Source organism: Photobacterium indicum, assembly GCF_003026215.1.
Lineage (GTDB): Bacteria > Pseudomonadota > Gammaproteobacteria > Enterobacterales > Vibrionaceae > Photobacterium > Photobacterium indicum.
Genome location: NZ_PYOC01000002.1, coordinates 427,749 through 446,379, shown reverse-complemented (window position 1 = coordinate 446,379; position 18,631 = coordinate 427,749). Strand labels below are relative to the sequence as shown.

Sequence of the window (18,631 nt, the reverse complement as noted above, 5' to 3'; positions counted from 1 at the left end):
TTAAAAAATGGGTATAAACCATTGTTTTATCCATAATACTCATAGTCGAGTAATTTTTTTAAAAAACGAATCGCTAATTTTGTTGTGTCTTGCGTTATTAATAATTGTTTATATTTTACCTCTATAGGTAGTACCTCTATCCACCGCTGGCATATCCAACTGATATCATTGTATTTAGGCTCATTATATAATGCGCCTATCTCTGGCATAGACGAGTAAAAAAGTTTCAGCTTCTCTCTTAGGCTAACGTTATCATCATCTACAGGCATGTATATCCACTCAAGGTAAGGCTTAAATTCACCAATTAATAAGCCGTCAGGGTCAATTTCAATACTGAGCAATCGGATCTTCTGTATACCTTCAACCGTAATAACAAGTAGGCCACCTTCTAGCGCGTTAAAGTCTATTATTTTTACGTGAGTAGCAATCGCGGGAATTTTTTTGACTTCTTCAGACTCTTCATTTTCATTGAGCATGCACATAGCAAATCCTTCACCGGAAGTGAGAGAATCTTTTACCATACGGGTATAACGCTTTTCGGCGACGATAATTTCCAGTCGTCCGCCCGGCAAAACGTGGCTTGATGAAGGTAAAAGTGCAATGTTTGTCATTTTATTTCCCTAATTTAATACTATAAAGATAGACCTCATTGATAAAAGAGCGATAAAGGATAGTTGATTGTTATGAATTTTTTGTGAGGTAAAACGCAAAAATTATGGTCAATTTTTGTCCCTTTTTTCTTATTTTGCGTTAAATAATATGCCTTAAATCTCAAAATCTAATGTTACTTGTTTCATATGTGGAATTTATAAATTGTATATGAGAAAGTCAATTTGTTGACGTCGTGATGTGTGGCGTTACTGGATAATCGAAACCATTAGCGCTTAACCGGAGGACATGCTGTGTCAGCTTTCAAGGAAGATTATTTAACGTATTTAGGCAACTTTGGGTGTTATGAAAAACGGTCAATGTTTGGCGGGACTGGGATTTTCATTCATGGGGCTATGTATGCAATTCTAACGGATACCACGATATTTATACGTGGTGGTGGTGAGTTAGATGATAAATTACTCCAATTAGGTTGCCTGAAGTTTAAACATATTAAAAAAAGCACCACGGCAACTGTAAACTACTATGATATAACGAAATTGTTTTTACGTGACAAAAATAAATGCCACTTACTTATCAATGAATCTATCTCTTTTTCACAAAAAGAGAAGGCGTTTAAATGCTCAGAAGAGAGTCGACGTCTACGTGATTTACCCAATATGCGTTTAACGCTTGAAAGAATGGTTAAAAAAGCCGGTGTTCCAGATGTGAATAGCTTTCTTTTATTGGGTGCTGCTGAAGTCTTTCGTAAAGTGCGTAAAACGCACGGGACTGATATCGATCTTAAGTTGCTTTGGATGTTTGCTGGTGCAATCAACGGTTGCCATTGGTCATTATTGAATGATGACCATAAAGAGAAACTTTTGAACGCCATTGAATAATAAAACGGATAAGTTACGTATTTACCTAGCCACTGATTATCGGTGGCTATTTTATTTGTTATTATACTGCCTCTTTCTTGTGCCATCTTGAGGCATTATGCAACTACCTAAATTAACGGGCTCTGTACTTTCTGGGCTTCATTGCTTTCTTATTGCAGCTGATCAAATGAGTTTCACTCGAGCAGCAGAAGTTTTGTGTCTAACGCAAAGTGCTGTTAGCCATAAAATTAAGAACCTTGAAGATAGTCTTGGGGTGAAGCTATTTATTCGACAGCCAAGGAAAGTGATACTGACAGATGAAGGTAAACGCCTAAAAGCTGTGGTTGCTCAAAATTTTGGTGACATAGCACATGAAATTCGTGACTTGAAAACGTTGGAGTTAAGCGGTGATTTCAATGTGTCAGCACCTCCTACATTTGCACAGACGTGGTTAATGCCACGTATTAAAAGCTTTATCGATAAATACCCTGCATTACGTTTTCATCTTCGTACCCGTAATGACTTGATCGATTTTCAAACGGAAACATTTGATTGCGCAATTTATTTTGGTCATGGTAAATATGCAGGCCTACATTCGGAAAAGTTAATGGATGAAAGCATGCTTCCGGTATGTACGCACGAATATGCGCTTAGGTACAATTTGTATGATCGTCCTGATAACTTAGTCATGTGTATGTTGCTTCATGATGCGGCGCCTTGGGCAAGGGCGGGGCGTAATGATGAATGGCAATATTGGGCACAACGACAAGGGATAACTTTACCTGAGGTTGGTTGTACTTTTGATCGCTCAGATTTAGCGTTACAAGCCGCTGAAAGGGGAATTGGTGTCGCAATGGGCAGAATGTCATTTGTCGCAGAGCAACTAGCAAATGAACGGTTAGTGATACCTTTTGATATGCCCGTGAAATCACCATTAAGTTATTACGTAGTTTGCCGACAAGATATGAAGTCTTCGCCACGGGTGAAAGCCTTCCAAGATTGGCTGGCAGATGAGATTGCTAGCGTTGAATAAATGCAGCGTATTTAAAGTGTGTGGTAATACCTCCATGCAACTTATAACAGATAATAAAAAAGTCCTAATATAGGACTTTTTTATTCATCATTTTACTCGTCAATATAAGCGAGTAAGCATAGACGTTAGAACTTAAAGCGTGTTGTCAGTAAAACAGTGTCACCGTAAGTGTCGTTAAAACGGCCTTCAGCCCCAATAGAAAACAGTTCAGTGGCATGGAAACGACCGTAGATTGCTCCGATGACATTATCATCATCATCGATACTTGTATGCCCGATTAAACCGCCGACTTCAAGTTGCGGGCCAAGCCATTGACGAACACCAATGTTTACTTCCATTCCTACTTTACCGCCTGAACCATCGTGCTTTTCGCTTTTTTCATTACGAAGTTTCAGTTCACCAGTTACGTCTGCCCAGTTATTAATTGGGGCATGGAAGCCAACACCAGCCGCTAGGTTCCAATCGCTATCAAATTCAGTATCAACGCTAGCAAGAATGTGGGCGTTTGGGTGAATTGATTTACTGAAACCAGCACCATAAGTCAGCGGGCTAACACCGATACGTGCTTCAGCGTAATCGTAGCTAAAGTTACTCATTGTTGATGAATTTGCATGAGCAACTGAAACAGATGCTAACAAGATGCCAGTGGCACAAAGAATTTTACGCATGAAAGAGGTCCATGGAGGCATAAATATAATGGACATTATTTTAATGGACAAAGATTATCAATAATAGATTATTAATGCATTTAGTTGAAAAAATGATAGGTATGAGGTTAAAAATGCAGCGAAAGTCACAAATGAATATGATTTCCGACATGATTTGTCTTTTGTGCCAGAACTTTGATACAACTATTTGCGGCTAGAATGAATAAGATATTTTTATTTAATAGTGAAAAGCGGTGATTTAAATGGTTTGGGTATCGATTCGCTTGTAAAACGTAAAACAGGAAGTAATATCACTTCCTGTCTTGATGTATCTAAGTTAGCTTAATATGTTCGCTAAGATCACTTGGGTGAACGGTATCGATATTATTAATTTATTTGTTAATAAGCTCATTGCCTGACAGGGTATTACGACCAAATAATGAAATATTGTTGAGTGTCGTATCAGCAATATTGCCCAGTGCTTCTTCTGTTAGAAATGCTTGATGTCCAGTGAATAAGACGTTGTGACATGAGGATAAACGTCTAAATACATCATCTTTAATCACATCATTTGATTTATCTTGAAAGAATAAATCCTGTTCATTTTCATAAACATCAATACCCAATGAACCAATTCTACTGGCCTTTAATGCTTCAATGGCATCGATAGAATTAAGTAGACCACCACGACTTGTGTTGATAATCATCACGCCATCACGCATTTGGTCAAAGGCATCGGCATTGAGCATATGATAATTTTCTTGGGTCATCGGGCAATGCAAAGTAATAACATTGGCTTGGCGGTAGATATCTTCTAGTGTGGTGTAAGTGACCCCTAACTCGATAGCAATAGGGTTTTCATACGGGTCGTAAGCGAGAATGTTCATGCCAAACCCTTTAAGTATTCGAATCGTCGCAATACCTATTTTACCGGTTCCAATTACCCCCACCGTTTTTCCATGGAAATTAAAGCCCGTTAAACCTTCTAACGAGAAATTAGCGTCACGAGTACGCTGGTATGCACGGTGAATACGACGGTTTAAACTTAACATAAGCCCAAGGGTATGCTCAGCAATGGCTTCAGGGGAATAAGCGGGAACACGAACAACTTGAATATTCAGTTTGTTGGCAGCATCAAGATCAACCTTATCAAAACCAGCGCAGCGCATCGCAATAAGTTGAACACCATGATTGGCGAGTTCTTGAAGTACAGGTTGGCTTAAATCATCGTTTACAAAAACACAAACAGCATCGAACCCATGCGCCATGATTGCTGTTTGTTGGGTTAAACGGAAATCAAAATATGTTAACTCATGCTGATAATTGGTATTTATCAATTCAAAGGATTTTTGGTCATATTTTTTAGTGCTAAAGACTGCAACTTTCATAAGGCTACCTTTTGGATAACTGTTATTCAATCGGATTAGTAAGTAAATACTTGACTAACCCGATAGGTTATTCTTTGTGACAAAGATAACACTTTATAACGATTTCCAAAAGTTTGTATGACAATTAAATGTCAGATAAAGATAAACGGTTGTCGCTTAGCGCCTGCATGATGCGTTCAGTATTAAGCACTCTGATCCATGGCATTAAGTCTTTTTCGTTCTCAATGATATAGGTGGTTAATTGATCAATAACTATTTCTTTTAATTTATCGCCATTCCAAGGCTTTGAGACATAAAAATCGAGGCTAGCATTATTGACGGCTTGTATTGTTTCTTCTAATCCAGCTTGGCCTGTTAATAATATTTTACGGGCTTTTCTTGTTTCAGGTTGTTGCTTTAATTCAATTAAAAAATCAATCCCTTTTTCGCCCGGCATTATGTGATCGCATAAAATCAACGCCAGCGGTATATGATCTGTAATGGCATCGGCAAGTACTTCTTTAGCTTCATCGACAGACTCTGCGGCTTCAATCATGAAGTGCTCTTCAAGTATGGCGAGATCATGAAATACGCTGTCTAATACTTCTCGCTCATCATCGACGCATAGGATGAGGTATTTGTTCATATGCTCTCCGTTAGCTGCTGTGGTTAATCGGCAGCGTTACAATCATTCGAGTGTATTTATCGAGTTCAGATTCAACCCGAATATCTCCATCATGTTGGTTGATTATTTGTTGGCAAACCGACAAGCCAATACCTAGCCCGAAGTTTCCTTCTCGCTTAGTGGTGTAATTCAATTCAAAGATTTTTTTCTGTTGTTTTAGAGGAATACCTTTGCCATTGTCTTCGATAACAATCTCCATCGATTGCTTATTGCTACCGGGTGAATATTGGGTTTTGATACGAATTTCACCTGGTTCAGTAACAGCATCTAAAGCATTCGCAATTAGGTTGGTCCATACTTGCTGTAGGGCTATGGGCTGGCAGGTAAAAAGAGGGAATGGGGTATATTCTTTCGTAACTCGATGACGCTTTAAACGGTTCTCAAAAATAACTAAGGTATCTTCTAATCCTTCATGAATATCGACGGTATGGGTACTTTCATCATCTTGTCTGGCATAACTTTTTAGGCTTTTAACTAAATCAGCAATACGTTGTGCACAAACATTAATCGAGCGTAGAAAGTTGCCCATTTGGTAGTAGTGTTCCCACTCACTCATCACTTCTTTTAATTGATTTTTTTGCGGCAATAACCAATCAGAAAGGTGTTTATTATCATCAATGCCCATTTGAACCACTTTGCGTGCAAGTTGACGATCACCCAGTTGGCTTTCTAATTGTCTAGCTCGTTGGCGAGTTTCTGATGTGGATAATGGCCTCGATTGCATCGCTTGTTGCAGAATATGATTACCACGTCTTTGGTTTTCTAGACCTAACTCAGATTCAGTTAGTTTACCGATAGTTTCTTGAAGTGTTTCACTGCCTCTTAAAATTGCTGATACCGGATTATTCAGTTCATGTGCAACACCTGCGACCAATTGACCGAGAATAGCCATTTTTTCTTGATCAACAAGTTGTAGGTGAGCGTTATCGAGTGATTTTAATGTTTGCTGTAATCGTAGTTCGGTTTTAATGCTGCCTTGTAAGCGACGATTAAAATTACGTAATAGAAGGTTGGTAAAAAGGGGGAGTAATTCATTACGTGAATTCATAACTTTGGTAAATAACTGACGATCAAGCTTGATTACGTCAGTCTTTCCTAGAGTGACACCAGTCGAGAATGAGGTTTCTCCGGTTACAAATGACATACCTCCCACTAAATGTCCGGCACCGATGCGAACAACCTCATGTCTATATCCTTCATCATCTTCTTTATATAAAGCAACTTCTCCTTGGGTAATTAACCAGAGAAAGTTATTCGATGTGCCTTCTTTGGTTAATAAGTGTCCTTCGCTATATGTGCGGCATGCTCGGCTTTCATCATTACCATTAAAAAAGTCATGTAAAGCATCGGCTACTTGTTTTGCAAGCGTATCGTCGTCTAGGCTGTTGGTATTTTGAATAAAACCGGAGCGAAAATTAGACATCTGGCGGTCGATATGGGCTTTAAGAATACGACGATGATCTAACGTACGGCTGTATTGCAGCCAATCTTCTTGGGGGTTTTTAAGAATGTAGGTTGTTAACTCTTTTATTAATACACGATTAAGCTCTTCTTTATTCCAAGGCTTAGTGAGGCAGTAATTGAGCCGCCCTTCATTAACAGCCTGCATGATGGTATCAAGCTGGGGTTTATCATTGAGCAGGATGGTTCGGGCTTTTTGGGTTACAGGGTGCTGGTCTAGCCCAATAATAAAATCAACACCATTGTCACTGCCAAGCTCATTATCACAAATAACCATTGCAGCGCGTTGGCCATTTTGTGCTATAAATTCAAGTGTGTCATGCGCTTCTTCTATGCTTTCAGCACTAATAATATCGAACAGGTTAGCAAAGGGGACAAGCTCTTTGCTTAACTGTTCAATGATCCTTGGATCATCATCGAGGCACAAAATGACAAAACTATTCACCCTTATATCCTTATAAACTTCATTGGCTTTAAAAGTGTAGAATAATTCGCCATATTGGACTGAGAGGCATCTAGCAAACCTGTAAACTATTATCTCTTTACTGTTTGATTCATAGGGATATCGATACCTCATTACTGCTGTTTGTAATAAACTAACTGTGTTTATAAAACTATTTTAGGAAGTGATATGTTGAAGAAAGCGGCTGCTGGTGCGGGTGCAGTGTTAATTGTGCTGTGTTGGCCTTTTGCAACTGGTCAGGTTGGAGAACGAATTTATCTGGATACAGTCGGAAAATATGATAGCCCTTATGTAAGTATCACCAACGAAAGTTACGATCGTGGTTACTTATCTTCTGATGTCGTTTCTCGTGTTGAAATTAAAGATGCATTTAAGCCTCTATTTGAAGAAGAAGGCTTACCAACTGTTTGGCATATTGACAGCAAAATGACGCATGGCGTATTTGGTATTTCATCTGAAAGTCAGTTAGTACTTGATGATGATTTAAAACCTATTGCTGCTGAAATATGGGGAAAAGATGTTTCACCTATTACTTTTACTGCGTCAACAGCACTTACACGTAAAACTGATTTCACGATTACGGTTAACCCTATGTCATATGTTGAAGAATTAGGGGCAAAAGCGGATACCAGTGCGTTAGTGCTAAAAGGAGTGGTGGATGCGAAAGGGTATGGCGAATTTGAATATGCCTTACCAGAAGCGAAACTTACTACGACTGCAAATGAAGCCATGGTACTTACTGGTTTATCTGGTAGTGCAAAAGGGATACTTGATGGTCAATTTTGGATTGGTAATCAGGATTTTTCATTAAAAAGCGTTAGCTTTATTGATCAGATAAATGAGATGCAAGTGTCTCTTGAAGACATGAGCGCTGGTATGAGCAACGTATTAACGCAAGATGATGCAAAAGCATCTGACACTAACGGCCAGATAATGATCAATACCAATACTGCGACAATTGGTAAAATTGTGTCTTTAAATGGTGATGAATTTACCAATCTGAACTTCAAATTAGCGTTTTCTGACTTGAATTATTCAGCGCTAAGTCGCTTGGGTGATATGGCTGATGATTTGAATGAAAATATGACGCCAGAGCAAGCGCAGGAAGCGGCATTAGCACTCGATTTGCTGGTTGCGAAAGGCTTAAAGGTTCAGCTGGAAGACTTGAGTGTTACAACTCCACAAGGTGATGTGAGCAGTAATATTACTTTAGACGTTGCACCTGGTCTTGCTCGTGCTTCTGAAAACATGGCTAAAATTTCTGAGAAGTTATCGGGGCAAATTAATTTGATTTTACCTCAAGCAATTGTAGATGAAGATCCGATGCTTTTAGAAAGAGCCCAAATGATGGAACAGGGTGGCGTGGTTGTACTTGAAGACGGCAACTATAAACTTCAAATGCAAATTAAAGGCGATCAAATTGTTCTAGCCTCGGGTGATCAGTTACCGATTGCGATGCTGTTGATGTTATTTATGTAAGCAAACACAGTGATAACGCCAAGGCTTTTCGCTGAATAATGGCATAATGCATGCATGATCCTTTCTGCTTTCTAATCATTAGTGAGCAGAAGGGCTTTTTTATAAGTGGAAAACAGATATTTCGTTGATTGATAGTTTTTAGCTATCAATAAAATTACTCATTTCGATTTAGTATTTTCAAGGAAATAGACGACACTTAATTTATCGGAACAGGTGTCCGGCAATAATAAAAAGGCTCGTAACTTGTTTATCTTGTTATAACAATAGGTTTTGGGGGATGTATGGAATCATTAAAAGTTAAAGATTATATGAACAGTCGACCAGTCACATTTGATAAGCATATGTCACTATCGGTCGCGCTTGATAAGTTGTTAACGGCTAAGCAGATCGGTGGGCCAGTCATCGACGAACAAAAACGTGTGGTTGGTTTTTTATCTGAACAAGATATGATTCATAAGCTATTGAAAGTAGGCTATCACTGCCAAGATACGCACAATGTTGATGATTGCATGCGACCTGATGTACTGACTGTTTCACCTGAAGATTCAATTATTGAACTCGCAGAAGTAATGTCTGGTCAAAAACCAAAAATTTATCCAGTCGTTAATAATGGACAATTGGTTGGGGTGATTACTCGTCGTGATGTATTAACGGCCATCAGCACCCAGATTGGTGAATGCTTTAAGCACCCAGTTTAATTTTAAGTCTATGATTACTAAAATATGTTAAGGAGGCGCTTTATGCGCCTTTTTTAGGATCGAACGATAAAGTGCCGTTTATTATAAAAAGAATGGAGTGCATGTGGCACAAATGTCAGAAGTAAAAAATCCGTCAAATAAGACACATAACGAGCAAGCGAAGTTTGTGACTGGCTCACCCATGCGCCACATTGTCATTATGTCGGGTACTGGGGCTGTGGGTTTAATGGCGCTGTTCTTGGTTGATCTACTCGACATGCTATTTATTAGTATGTTGGGTGAGGTTGAGCTTGCGGCAGCAATTGGTTTTGCGGGTACATTAGTTTTCTTTTCGACATCTGCTTCTATTGGTACCTCTATTGCGGCTGGTGCACTTGTTTCAAGGGCATTAGGGGCACAAAAACGCGATGAAGCCAGAATACTAACCGTCAATGTAATGATATTTGCCTTTATCATCAGCGCAATTTTAGTGACGATTATGCTTTGGCAACTGCCTGTATTATTAAGCATGATTGGTGCGAAAGGGCGAGTAGCTGAAGTGGCTACCCAATACTTGGTTATCTTACTGCCAAGCGCCCCTTTAATTGCGATTTCTATGTCTGCGGGGGCAGCACTTCGTGGAGTTGGAGATGCCCGACGCTCTATGGTCGCCACATTAATTGGTGGCGGTGTAAACGCAATATTGGATCCAATATTTATTTTTGGGCTATCAATGGGGGTGCAAGGGGCGGCAATTGCATCGGTTTTTGCGCGTTTAGCGGTAATGGCTTTTTCGCTCTATGCCGTTATTTACAAGCATAACCTAGTAGCAAAACCAGACTTTAGTATCTTTAAATCATATATCCCAACCATATATAAAATTGCTTTTCCGGCCATATTAACTAATACCGCAACACCAATCGGTAACGCAATTGTTACCAGTAACATTGCGCGGTTTGGTGAGAATTATGTTGCGGGATACGCCGTGATTGGTCGAATTATGCCAGTATGTTTTGCGTTGGTGTTTTCTTTATCTGGTGCAGTCGGCCCTATCATAGGGCAAAACTTCGGTGCAGGTTATTGGGATCGTATTAATCGCACGTTACGCGACGCGATGTTGTTTACTTCTCTCTATTGTGTTTTGGTATCAATCATATTGTGGCTAGGGCAAGATTTGCTCATAGGTATGTTTAGCCTAAAAGGCGATTCCGCCGAAATTGTAATGATCTTTTGCTCTTTTGTGGCAATTACCTTTATTTTTAATGGTGCATTGTTTGTGGCAAATGCCGCTTTCAATAACTTGAATCGTCCTACATGGTCAACGGCATTGAATATGGGTAAAGCAACCATCGGCACGATTCCATTTGTCATTCTTGGCGGTCAAATTGCTGGTGCTGGTGGGGTGCTAATAGGGCAGGCGGTAGGCTCTGTCGTCTTTGGTATTTTGGGCTATTTTTTAGTTATTCGCCAAGTAAAAAAAATGGGACACGATCACGAGCGTAAGCTACAAGAATTGGAAGTGCTAGAGCCAAGTGTACCAATGACGCCATTTTGTTCTTCTCGTACTTATATGGCGTCTGAAGATGCCCTAGAAGAAACATTCAGCAAGGAAACTAAACCGCAATAATGGTTACTGAAATGCACTTCTAACGAGCATCGTTGCACCACCGTAATGAATAGCATCTACCTAGACGCCTGTAACAAATTTTGTTGCAGGCGTTTTTTGCTAAAGGTACTTTGGCTTATATAGCTCAGCCTAGAAAAGGTGATATAAATCACGATTTAATTGTATTTGTGATTTAGAACTCTATTTATGATGGTTTCCTCGTTTAATCCCTTGTATATGAGCAACCGGAATTATAAGTATTTCATTAAAACTTACTTACATTTCACATAATTATTGATCTATAACGAAGAAAAGTAGCCCTTTTACACTCAAAATGAATACTAATATACCCAAGTAACCTCATTGTGTTTAATTCAAGGGGAATTCTAGCTGAAACGAGCACCTTGAGGTTACTTGGGTATAAAGTCTTAGATTCGTTGTTGATTATGGTTAGGTTATCAGATCAGCAGTGAAACACAGCTTTTTCAGAGTCATTCCACCAACAAGAACGACTGTTTGTATGCGCAATGCCAATGTTGTATTACTCAAAAATAACAAACAGCGACAAAGGAATAGACCGAGGTTGTGAACAACAGATTCATTTTTTGTTTTAAGGGAATAACATCATTATGCGTCAGTACATCCGGTACATAGTACCAATCTTAATTCCACTCATAATCCTATTGTTGCCAGCGTCAGCATTTCCTGTTGAAGGGCTTACTGTTGTCCAACAACGTGTTATCGCCATTTTCTTACTGGCTGCACTATGCTGGGTGCTTGAACCGATCCCTATTTATGCGACATCAGTGGTTATCATTGTACTTGAGTTGTTATTGCTTTCCGATAAAGGGCTGTACTTGTTTCGTCAGGGCGAGGGGCAAGCTCATTTTGGTGAATTATTAGTCTCTAGCGATATTATGGCAACGTTCGCGAGCCCTATTATTATGCTGTTTTTAGGGGGGTTTTTCCTTGCAATGGCGGCAACCAAATACCGCCTCGATGTTAACCTTGCACGTGTGCTGTTAAAGCCGTTTGGTACCCAGCCCAAATATGTCATGTTCGGACTGATGTTGATCACCGCTATTTTTTCGATGTTCATGTCGAATACCGCCACCACGGCGATGATGTTGTCTATTCTCGCACCTGTCATTGCATTATTTGGCGTGAAAGATCCGGGTAAAATAGCTTTTGCACTTTGTGTGCCTGTCGCTGCGAATATTGGTGGTATTGGTACGCCAATTGGCACCCCGCCCAATGCGATTGCGCTGAAGTATATCTCAGAAGATAACATGATCTCGTTCGGGGAATGGATGTTCTTTGGTGTGCCTTTTGTCGCTATCTTACTTGTATTTGCATGGTTTCTTATCAACTATCTTTACCCTGCAAAGCAAGAGAAAATTGAACTGACCATTAAAGGTAAATTCCTTAAAACGCCGAAAGCAATCACGGTATACATTACTTTTGGTTTAACTATTCTATTGTGGTTAATGGGTTCATCACATGGTATGAATTCTTACACTGTTGCACTTATTCCTGTCGCAATATTTTCATTAACAGGCATCATCAATAAAGAAGATCTGAAGAAGATTTCTTGGGATGTGCTTTGGTTAGTGTCTGGTGGTATTGCACTTGGTTTAGCACTTGATCAAACTGGGTTAGCTCGCCTTATGGTGCATAGCATCCCATTTGATAACTACTCGCCATATGTTGTGCTCGCTGGGGCAGCGGTATTGTGTTTATTGATGGCCAATTTCATGTCTCATACGGCTACGGCTAACTTATTAATGCCGATCATGGCGGCATTAGGCACATCCATGACCTCACTCACACCATTAGGTGGTGAAATTACAATTATTCTTGTCGTTACTTTTGCGGCTTCTCTTGGTATGTCTTTACCTATCAGTACGCCACCGAATGCGTTAGCGCATGCGACAGGCCATGTTCAAAGTAATCAGATGGCACGTGTAGGTGTCATTATTGGTATTGTTGGTGTGCTAATGAGTTTTGTGATGATTTGGCTACTGCACCTTATCGGTCATATTTAATAAGTGCTTAAAGGGGTGTATTGATGCATCAACCGAAGGCTTTACAGCGTATTGTCGATGTTTATTTTAGTCACAGCGCACGAACGGTTTCTGTTAAGGCTGGTACACAGGTCTTAAAGCAAGATGGTTTTAACGACAAATTGTACTGGGTTAAGAGGGGAGAGCTATCTGGCTCTCTTCAAAATGAAACCAGTGGTCTTACAGCAAAAGTATTTCGTGTTGAACAAGGTATGTTCTTTGGTGTGCATAGTTATTTTGCGCAAACACTGGTTGCATCAACCACTGTAATCGCAGAGAAAGACAGTGAAATTGCGTGGATTGATTTAAACACTCAAGCGGTTGAACCTGAAATCTATGGTTCATTGGTTGAGCAGTTTATGCCAGTGATGGTACATGAATTAGCTCAGCGCCAAATGTTAACCGGATTAGAGGCAATAGAAAAAGAAAAAGCATTACAAACTTTGTATGCCGCAGAACAAATGACCACTCTTGGTCAGCTTGCTGCAGGTATTGCCCATGAACTGAATAATGCTGTGGGTGTATTAAGCAGCAAAACAGAAGGAGTTCAGAATTCCATTTGTCGTTTTCTTGAAGAAAACAAGCCAGAGGTATCGCCATTTTTAGACTCGGGTATTTGTGATGGACAATCTGCAACATCTGCTGAAGTTCGCAAGCGAGCGAAGATTCTGCAAGAGATGTATCGATTAGACCGTGACCAAGCTAGACAATTAGCCCGAGCTGTACCACAAGGTGATATTCCTGATTCATGGCTTACCAACTTAGATGAAGCCTTACAATATTGGGATATAGGGCGTGATCTTCATGACATGCGCTTAGCCGGTAAACATGCCGCAAGTATTGTGCGTTCTGTTAAACAGTTAGGGGGGAGTGATCAAGCACGTCAGCCAGATATTGATGTGAATGACACCATCCATAAATCGTTGGCTTTACTGCAAAGTAACTTACGCCGTGTAAATGTCGTATTGCGACCAGCAGTGCTGCCAACCATTAATGCAAGTGTGACAGAGTTAGTACAGGTGTGGGTTAACATCATTAAAAATGCCTGTGATGCAATGGAGTATACGGATAATCCGCATATAGAGATTATTACCCGTTGCTCGAAGAATCGACTATTAATCACTATCAGCAATAACGGACCAGTTATAGAAGAAGTGACTCGTAGAAAAATTTTCCAACCAAACTTCACCACCAAAAAAGGAGGTTTGTCGTTTGGTTTAGGGCTGGGGTTATCTATTGTGCAGCGTATCGTACAGAGCTATGGCGGTACGATTGCACTTAAAAGTGATCCAGAAAAAACAAAATTTCGAATTAAGCTGCCTATTGCGTAGAGGGACGGTTATGGAAAAGTTAAATATCATCTGTGTAGATGACCAGAGGGAAGTGCTTAGCGCTGTACTTAAAGATTTAGCACCGTTAAATGATTATTTTCATGTTGAAGATTGTGAGTCGGCTGATGAAGCATTAGATCTAATGGACGAATTAGATGCAGAAGGTGAGTTTATCGCTTTAGTGATCTCAGACCATGTTATGCCTGGGAAAACCGGTGTCGAGTTATTAACCGAAATATCACAAGACTCACGCTTTCTCCGTACTAAGAAAGTATTACTGACAGGGCAAGCTACCCACCAAGATACGATTGCCGCAATAAACCGTGCTCGTATCGAAAGTTATTTTGAAAAACCGTGGAAAGCAGAAGTTTTACTGACATCGGCACGAAGTCTAATCACAGAGTATATATTTGATATGGGGTTAGACTACCAACCTTGGACTGACATATTAGATAACAGTGTTATTTTTAGGCGCTTACGCTAGTAATATTTATTATTTATATTCAAATTGTTATCAACCAAAAAAGCCAAAATAAATTATTTTGGCTTTTTTGGTTGACCTTAGATTCAACTCCAAGGTTTATAGTTATTGCAGGTGGAGAAGCCCATCAAGCTAGAATAAAAATAGTGATTAAGGAGAGTGACCTATGTGTGCTCAATGCAATAATAAGAAACCACATATCCATAGCATTAAACCTACAGCAATACAGAGTAACTCTGTTCAAGTCGAAGCGTGCACATCAAGCGATTGTTGTAGTACAACCAATACCGCGACTGTTGTATCAACTGAAACAGAAAATAATGGTGATGGTGATTCAAATACTGAAGGCCCTGTTTCCAGTTCTCCTTATCTTTATGACATTTCGCCTACTCATCAGCATTCGCATTCAAAAGGTGAACAGCATGATCATCAAAGTGATCTTGTAAGTGAAAGCAGCTGTTCAACATCTTGCTGTAGTACATCTAACGTTTCGTTAGAACAGCAGAAAGATGAAGAAAAAAAGCTTGAAGAACAGTTAACTCAATCAAATTTAGGGCATAGCCAAAGCTGGAAAGTGCTCGGTATGGACTGCCCAAGCTGTGCCAGTAAACTTGAGAAAGCATTAATAACACTTGATGGTGTCGAACGTGCCAAAGTGATGTTTGCAACTGAAAAGCTGGTGGTAAACTGTCAGTCAGCCGATATGGCTGAAGTGATTGAAGCTAAAGCAAAAAAAACAGGGTTCCAATTAGTTAGTGGGCGTAAGTCACAACAACAAGAAAAGCCCCACTTTATAAAGCAAAATTTAGCGGTCATTACCATTGCAAGCATGATGGCGGTGTCATTTCTGATAAGCCAAGTGTCTGAACCGATGGGTTTAATTGCGTTTACTCTGACCAGCATTTTAGGCTTATTCCCCATAGCCAAAAAAGCCGTTGTATTAGCTAAATCAGGCACACCATTTTCGATTGAAACCTTGATGAGCATTGCAGCCATCGGTGCATTGTATTTAGGCGAAACCGCCGAAGCGGCAATGGTGTTGTTGTTATTTCTTATCGGGGAACAGCTTGAGGGGTATGCTTCAGCACGCGCACGAAGTGGTGTAAAAGCCTTGATGGATCTTGTGCCAGAAGAAGCGACGGTTATTCGTGCTGATGGCACAAGAGTGAAGGTTGCAGCTGAAGATCTCCAAAAAGGCGATGTGATCGAAGTGGCTCCGGGCTCACGCTTGCCTGCAGATGCACAGTTACTTGATATTATTGCTAGTTTTGATGAAAGTGCCCTCACAGGTGAATCAGTTCCGGTTGAACATATTCCTGGCGAGAAGGTAATGGCTGGCTCACTAGTGTCTGATAAGGTGGTGCGCTTAACCATCATTTCAGAGCAAGGTGAGAACGCCATCGATCGTATCCTACATCTGATTGAAGATGCAGAATCACGTAAAGCACCACTTGAGCGCTTTTTAGATCGCTTTAGTCGTTGGTACACTCCGGCAATGATCGTGTTTGCTGCTTTGGTTATTGTGATTCCACCGTTGTTGTTTGCACAATCCTGGGATGAGTGGATCTACCGAGGCTTAACATTGCTATTGATCGCATGCCCATGTGCTTTAGTGATCTCGACGCCAGCAGCTATTACATCAGGGTTAGCGGCAGCCGCACGACGAGGTGCCTTAATTAAAGGTGGTGCAGCGCTAGAACAGCTAGGCCACATTGAAACCATTGCTTTTGATAAAACGGGAACACTAACACAGGGTAAGCCTGTAATGACAGACCTGGTAAGCTGGGATGGCAACGACGATAAACTGTTGGCGCAATCTGCTGCGGTTGAAATGGGTTCATTACACCCTCTGGCAATGGCCGTGGTAAAAGCAGCACAAGATCGTGGTTTAACGGTGATTGAAGCGGCAGAACGTGAAGCTCTACCCGGACGTGGCATACAAGGCATTATAAATGGTGAGACGGTATTGCTCTGTGCCGCAGACAGATTAACCGAATCTGTTGTATTGACTAGCAAGCAAAACGCTCAAGTATTAGCGCTTGAGGCACAAGGTAAAACATTGGTTGTAGTGGTACGAAATGGCATTGCTGTTGGTATGATCGCATGGCGTGATAATTTACGTGATGATGCTGCTCAAGCGGTATCTGCTCTAAAGAAAATGGGTATAAAGGCAGTAATGTTAACGGGTGATAACCCACGTGCCGCTGCCGCCATTGCGGGCGAGATTGGTATTGAGTACCGCGCAGGCTTGTTGCCTGCTGATAAAGTGACGGAAGTACAACTTGCGAATGAAAAATCGCATGTTGCCATGGTCGGTGATGGTATTAATGATGCCCCAGCAATGAAAACGGCTTCGATTGGTATTGCCATGGGCGGCGGAACAGATGTGGCTTTAGAAACTGCAGATGCTGCGCTTACCCATAACCGTTTATCAGAATTACCAGTGATGATTGAGCTATCTAAAGCAACCTTAAATAATATTCGCCAAAACATTGGGCTAGCATTAGGTCTGAAAGCTATTTTCTTAGTGACAACATTATTCGGTTTAACGGGGTTGTGGGTGGCTGTTTTAGCTGACAGTGGTGCGACTGCGTTAGTGACGTTGAATGCATTAAGATTGCTTCGCTTTGAACCAAAGAACAAAGTCTAAGTAAACTGAGTGAAAATTCAGTAACCGCTAATAAGTAACCAGTAAATATAATTAAGCCCTCTATCTTGAAAATGGTAGAGGGTTTTTCTCATTTATTGTGTCGATAAAAATGTATTACCTGCTTTTTGTGATGTTTTATTTTTGTGATATTTAGCACGTGCAATCGATTTGGTGTGATCGATGTCACCTTATGGTGAGAGATGTAATTGAGTGTCTTTTGTTAGTTGTGACTTCGGTCACTCAAAAGTGCGGTTCTATAGGCTATCGTTACTTCGTGTTTTGAGAGTGTTCAATTTGTTGTAACAGATATGAATACTGCCTAAACATTACAATATTATTAATAAACCTCTGATTCCCCTATGCAGAGCCATAAACAATAACAAGGATATGATTATGTCTGATATTACAGTTTTCCATTTAGGTGTGACAAAAGCAGATCTCAATGGCGCAGAATTAGCAATTATTCCAGGTGATCCAGCGCGTGTAGAAAAAATCGCCAGCCTAATGGATAACCCTGAATTTTTAGCAAGTTCACGTGAGTACACATTGTTCCGTGGTGTACTTGACGGTAAAACTGTAATTGTTTGTTCTACAGGTATTGGTGGTCCATCTACTTCTATTGCAGTAGAAGAGCTAGCGCAGCTTGGTATTCGTACATTCCTACGTGTTGGTACAACAGGTGCGATTCAGCCACATATCAATGTTGGCGATATGATCGTAACAACAGGTTCAGTACGTTTAGATGGCGCAAGTCTACACTTTGCACCAATGGAGTTCCCTGCAGTCGCTGACTTTGATGTAGCAACTGCAATGAAGCAAGCTGTTGTAGAAGAAGGCGCTACAGTACACACGGGCGTAACGGCTTCAAGTGATACGTTCTACCCTGGTCAAGAGCGTTACGATACATTCAGTGGTCGTGTTGTTAAGCGTTTCCAAGGTTCAATGCAAGAGTGGCAAGACATGGGCGTGTTGAACTTCGAAATGGAATCAGCAACGCTATTAACTATGTGTGCAAGTTCAGGTCTACGTGCAGGCTGTGTTGCGGGTGTTATTGTAAACCGTACTCAGAAAGAAATCCCTGATCACGCGTTATTAAAAGCAACTGAAACGCGTTCAATTAAAGTGGTTGTTGATGCTGCTCGTCGCATGCTAGCTGAGTAAGTGATTACTTGCGTGTCGTACGCGGAATTTAGTATTTAACGAGTACTACACGATTTTA

15 protein-coding genes are annotated in these 18,631 nt (G+C 40.5%); 10 read left to right on the top strand and 5 right to left on the bottom strand.

Going from position 1 to position 18,631, the window contains the following annotated elements:
- Positions 1 to 26: 26 nt before the first annotated feature.
- Entirely contained in the window at positions 27 to 611 is a 585-nt protein-coding gene (locus tag C9J47_RS07975; protein ID WP_107253040.1) for an LON peptidase substrate-binding domain-containing protein, read from the bottom strand.
- Between the two features lie 291 nt (positions 612 to 902).
- Here C9J47_RS07975 and C9J47_RS07970 point away from each other — a divergent pair, with 291 nt between their 5' ends.
- Positions 903 to 1,490, top strand: a complete 588-nt coding sequence (locus tag C9J47_RS07970) for a TfoX/Sxy family DNA transformation protein (RefSeq protein ID WP_107253039.1) — start codon at positions 903 to 905, stop codon at positions 1,488 to 1,490.
- A gap of 97 nt (positions 1,491 to 1,587) precedes the next feature.
- A complete protein-coding gene (gene dsdC, locus C9J47_RS07965) occupies positions 1,588 to 2,502 on the top strand; it encodes a DNA-binding transcriptional regulator DsdC (RefSeq protein ID WP_107253038.1) in 915 nt (304 codons plus the stop codon).
- A 125-nt stretch (positions 2,503 to 2,627) separates the two neighbouring features.
- Here dsdC and C9J47_RS07960 read toward each other — a convergent pair whose 3' ends face one another.
- From C9J47_RS07960 to C9J47_RS07945, 4 genes are all read right to left on the bottom strand, one after another.
- Positions 2,628 to 3,170, bottom strand: a complete 543-nt coding sequence (locus tag C9J47_RS07960; RefSeq protein WP_107253037.1) for a hypothetical protein — start codon at positions 3,168 to 3,170, stop codon at positions 2,628 to 2,630.
- Between the two features lie 371 nt (positions 3,171 to 3,541).
- Entirely contained in the window at positions 3,542 to 4,537 is a 996-nt protein-coding gene (locus C9J47_RS07955) for a 2-hydroxyacid dehydrogenase (protein WP_107253036.1), read from the bottom strand.
- A gap of 124 nt (positions 4,538 to 4,661) precedes the next feature.
- Positions 4,662 to 5,162, bottom strand: coding sequence for a response regulator (locus tag C9J47_RS07950; protein ID WP_107253035.1), 501 nt, complete (start codon positions 5,160 to 5,162; stop codon positions 4,662 to 4,664).
- 10 nt (positions 5,163 to 5,172) lie between these two features.
- The gene (locus C9J47_RS07945) at positions 5,173 to 7,107 is read right to left on the bottom strand and encodes an ATP-binding protein (RefSeq protein WP_107253034.1); all 1,935 of its coding nucleotides are present in this window, start codon (positions 7,105 to 7,107) and stop codon (positions 5,173 to 5,175) included.
- 186 nt (positions 7,108 to 7,293) lie between these two features.
- Between C9J47_RS07945 and C9J47_RS07940 the strand changes: the two genes are divergently transcribed.
- The 8 genes from C9J47_RS07940 (at position 7,294) to udp (ending at position 18,573) form a co-directional block, all read left to right on the top strand.
- A complete protein-coding gene (locus tag C9J47_RS07940; RefSeq protein ID WP_107253033.1) occupies positions 7,294 to 8,604 on the top strand; it encodes a DUF945 family protein in 1,311 nt (436 codons plus the stop codon).
- Between the two features lie 281 nt (positions 8,605 to 8,885).
- Positions 8,886 to 9,302: a CBS domain-containing protein gene (locus C9J47_RS07935; RefSeq protein ID WP_107253032.1), complete on the top strand. Its 417-nt coding sequence runs from the start codon at positions 8,886 to 8,888 to the stop codon at positions 9,300 to 9,302.
- A gap of 112 nt (positions 9,303 to 9,414) precedes the next feature.
- Positions 9,415 to 10,908 (top strand): MATE family efflux transporter, encoded by a 1,494-nt coding sequence (locus C9J47_RS07930; RefSeq protein ID WP_107253459.1) that lies wholly within the window; start codon positions 9,415 to 9,417, stop codon positions 10,906 to 10,908.
- Between the two features lie 608 nt (positions 10,909 to 11,516).
- A complete protein-coding gene (locus C9J47_RS07925) occupies positions 11,517 to 12,932 on the top strand; it encodes an SLC13 family permease (protein WP_107253031.1) in 1,416 nt (471 codons plus the stop codon).
- Between the two features lie 23 nt (positions 12,933 to 12,955).
- A complete protein-coding gene (locus tag C9J47_RS07920; protein WP_107253030.1) occupies positions 12,956 to 14,281 on the top strand; it encodes an ATP-binding protein in 1,326 nt (441 codons plus the stop codon).
- Positions 14,282 to 14,291: 10 nt separating this feature from the next.
- A complete protein-coding gene (locus C9J47_RS07915; RefSeq protein ID WP_107253029.1) occupies positions 14,292 to 14,765 on the top strand; it encodes a response regulator in 474 nt (157 codons plus the stop codon).
- A gap of 163 nt (positions 14,766 to 14,928) precedes the next feature.
- A complete protein-coding gene (locus C9J47_RS07910; protein WP_107253028.1) occupies positions 14,929 to 17,412 on the top strand; it encodes a zinc/cadmium/mercury/lead-transporting ATPase in 2,484 nt (827 codons plus the stop codon).
- A gap of 393 nt (positions 17,413 to 17,805) precedes the next feature.
- Positions 17,806 to 18,573 carry a uridine phosphorylase gene (udp, locus tag C9J47_RS07905; protein WP_107240882.1) on the top strand — a complete coding sequence of 256 codons (768 nt, stop codon included), beginning with the start codon at positions 17,806 to 17,808 and terminating at the stop codon, positions 18,571 to 18,573.
- The last annotated feature ends 58 nt before the right edge of the window (positions 18,574 to 18,631 follow it).

Excerpts from the sequence above, each read along its gene's own strand:
- dsdC (WP_107253038.1), top strand. The coding sequence starts at position 1,588 with ATGCAACTACCTAAATTAACGGGCTCTGTACTTTCTGGGCTTCATTGC.
- udp (WP_107240882.1), top strand. The coding sequence starts at position 17,806 with ATGTCTGATATTACAGTTTTCCATTTAGGTGTGACAAAAGCAGATCTC.
- C9J47_RS07925 (WP_107253031.1), top strand. The coding sequence starts at position 11,517 with ATGCGTCAGTACATCCGGTACATAGTACCAATCTTAATTCCACTCATA.
- C9J47_RS07935 (WP_107253032.1), top strand. The coding sequence starts at position 8,886 with ATGGAATCATTAAAAGTTAAAGATTATATGAACAGTCGACCAGTCACA.
- C9J47_RS07975 (WP_107253040.1), bottom strand. The coding sequence starts at position 611 with ATGACAAACATTGCACTTTTACCTTCATCAAGCCACGTTTTGCCGGGC.
- C9J47_RS07920 (WP_107253030.1), top strand. The coding sequence starts at position 12,956 with ATGCATCAACCGAAGGCTTTACAGCGTATTGTCGATGTTTATTTTAGT.
- C9J47_RS07955 (WP_107253036.1), bottom strand. The coding sequence starts at position 4,537 with ATGAAAGTTGCAGTCTTTAGCACTAAAAAATATGACCAAAAATCCTTT.
- C9J47_RS07950 (WP_107253035.1), bottom strand. The coding sequence starts at position 5,162 with ATGAACAAATACCTCATCCTATGCGTCGATGATGAGCGAGAAGTATTA.
- C9J47_RS07915 (WP_107253029.1), top strand. The coding sequence starts at position 14,292 with ATGGAAAAGTTAAATATCATCTGTGTAGATGACCAGAGGGAAGTGCTT.
- C9J47_RS07910 (WP_107253028.1), top strand. The coding sequence starts at position 14,929 with ATGTGTGCTCAATGCAATAATAAGAAACCACATATCCATAGCATTAAA.
- C9J47_RS07960 (WP_107253037.1), bottom strand. The coding sequence starts at position 3,170 with ATGCGTAAAATTCTTTGTGCCACTGGCATCTTGTTAGCATCTGTTTCA.
- C9J47_RS07930 (WP_107253459.1), top strand. The coding sequence starts at position 9,415 with ATGTCAGAAGTAAAAAATCCGTCAAATAAGACACATAACGAGCAAGCG.
- C9J47_RS07940 (WP_107253033.1), top strand. The coding sequence starts at position 7,294 with ATGTTGAAGAAAGCGGCTGCTGGTGCGGGTGCAGTGTTAATTGTGCTG.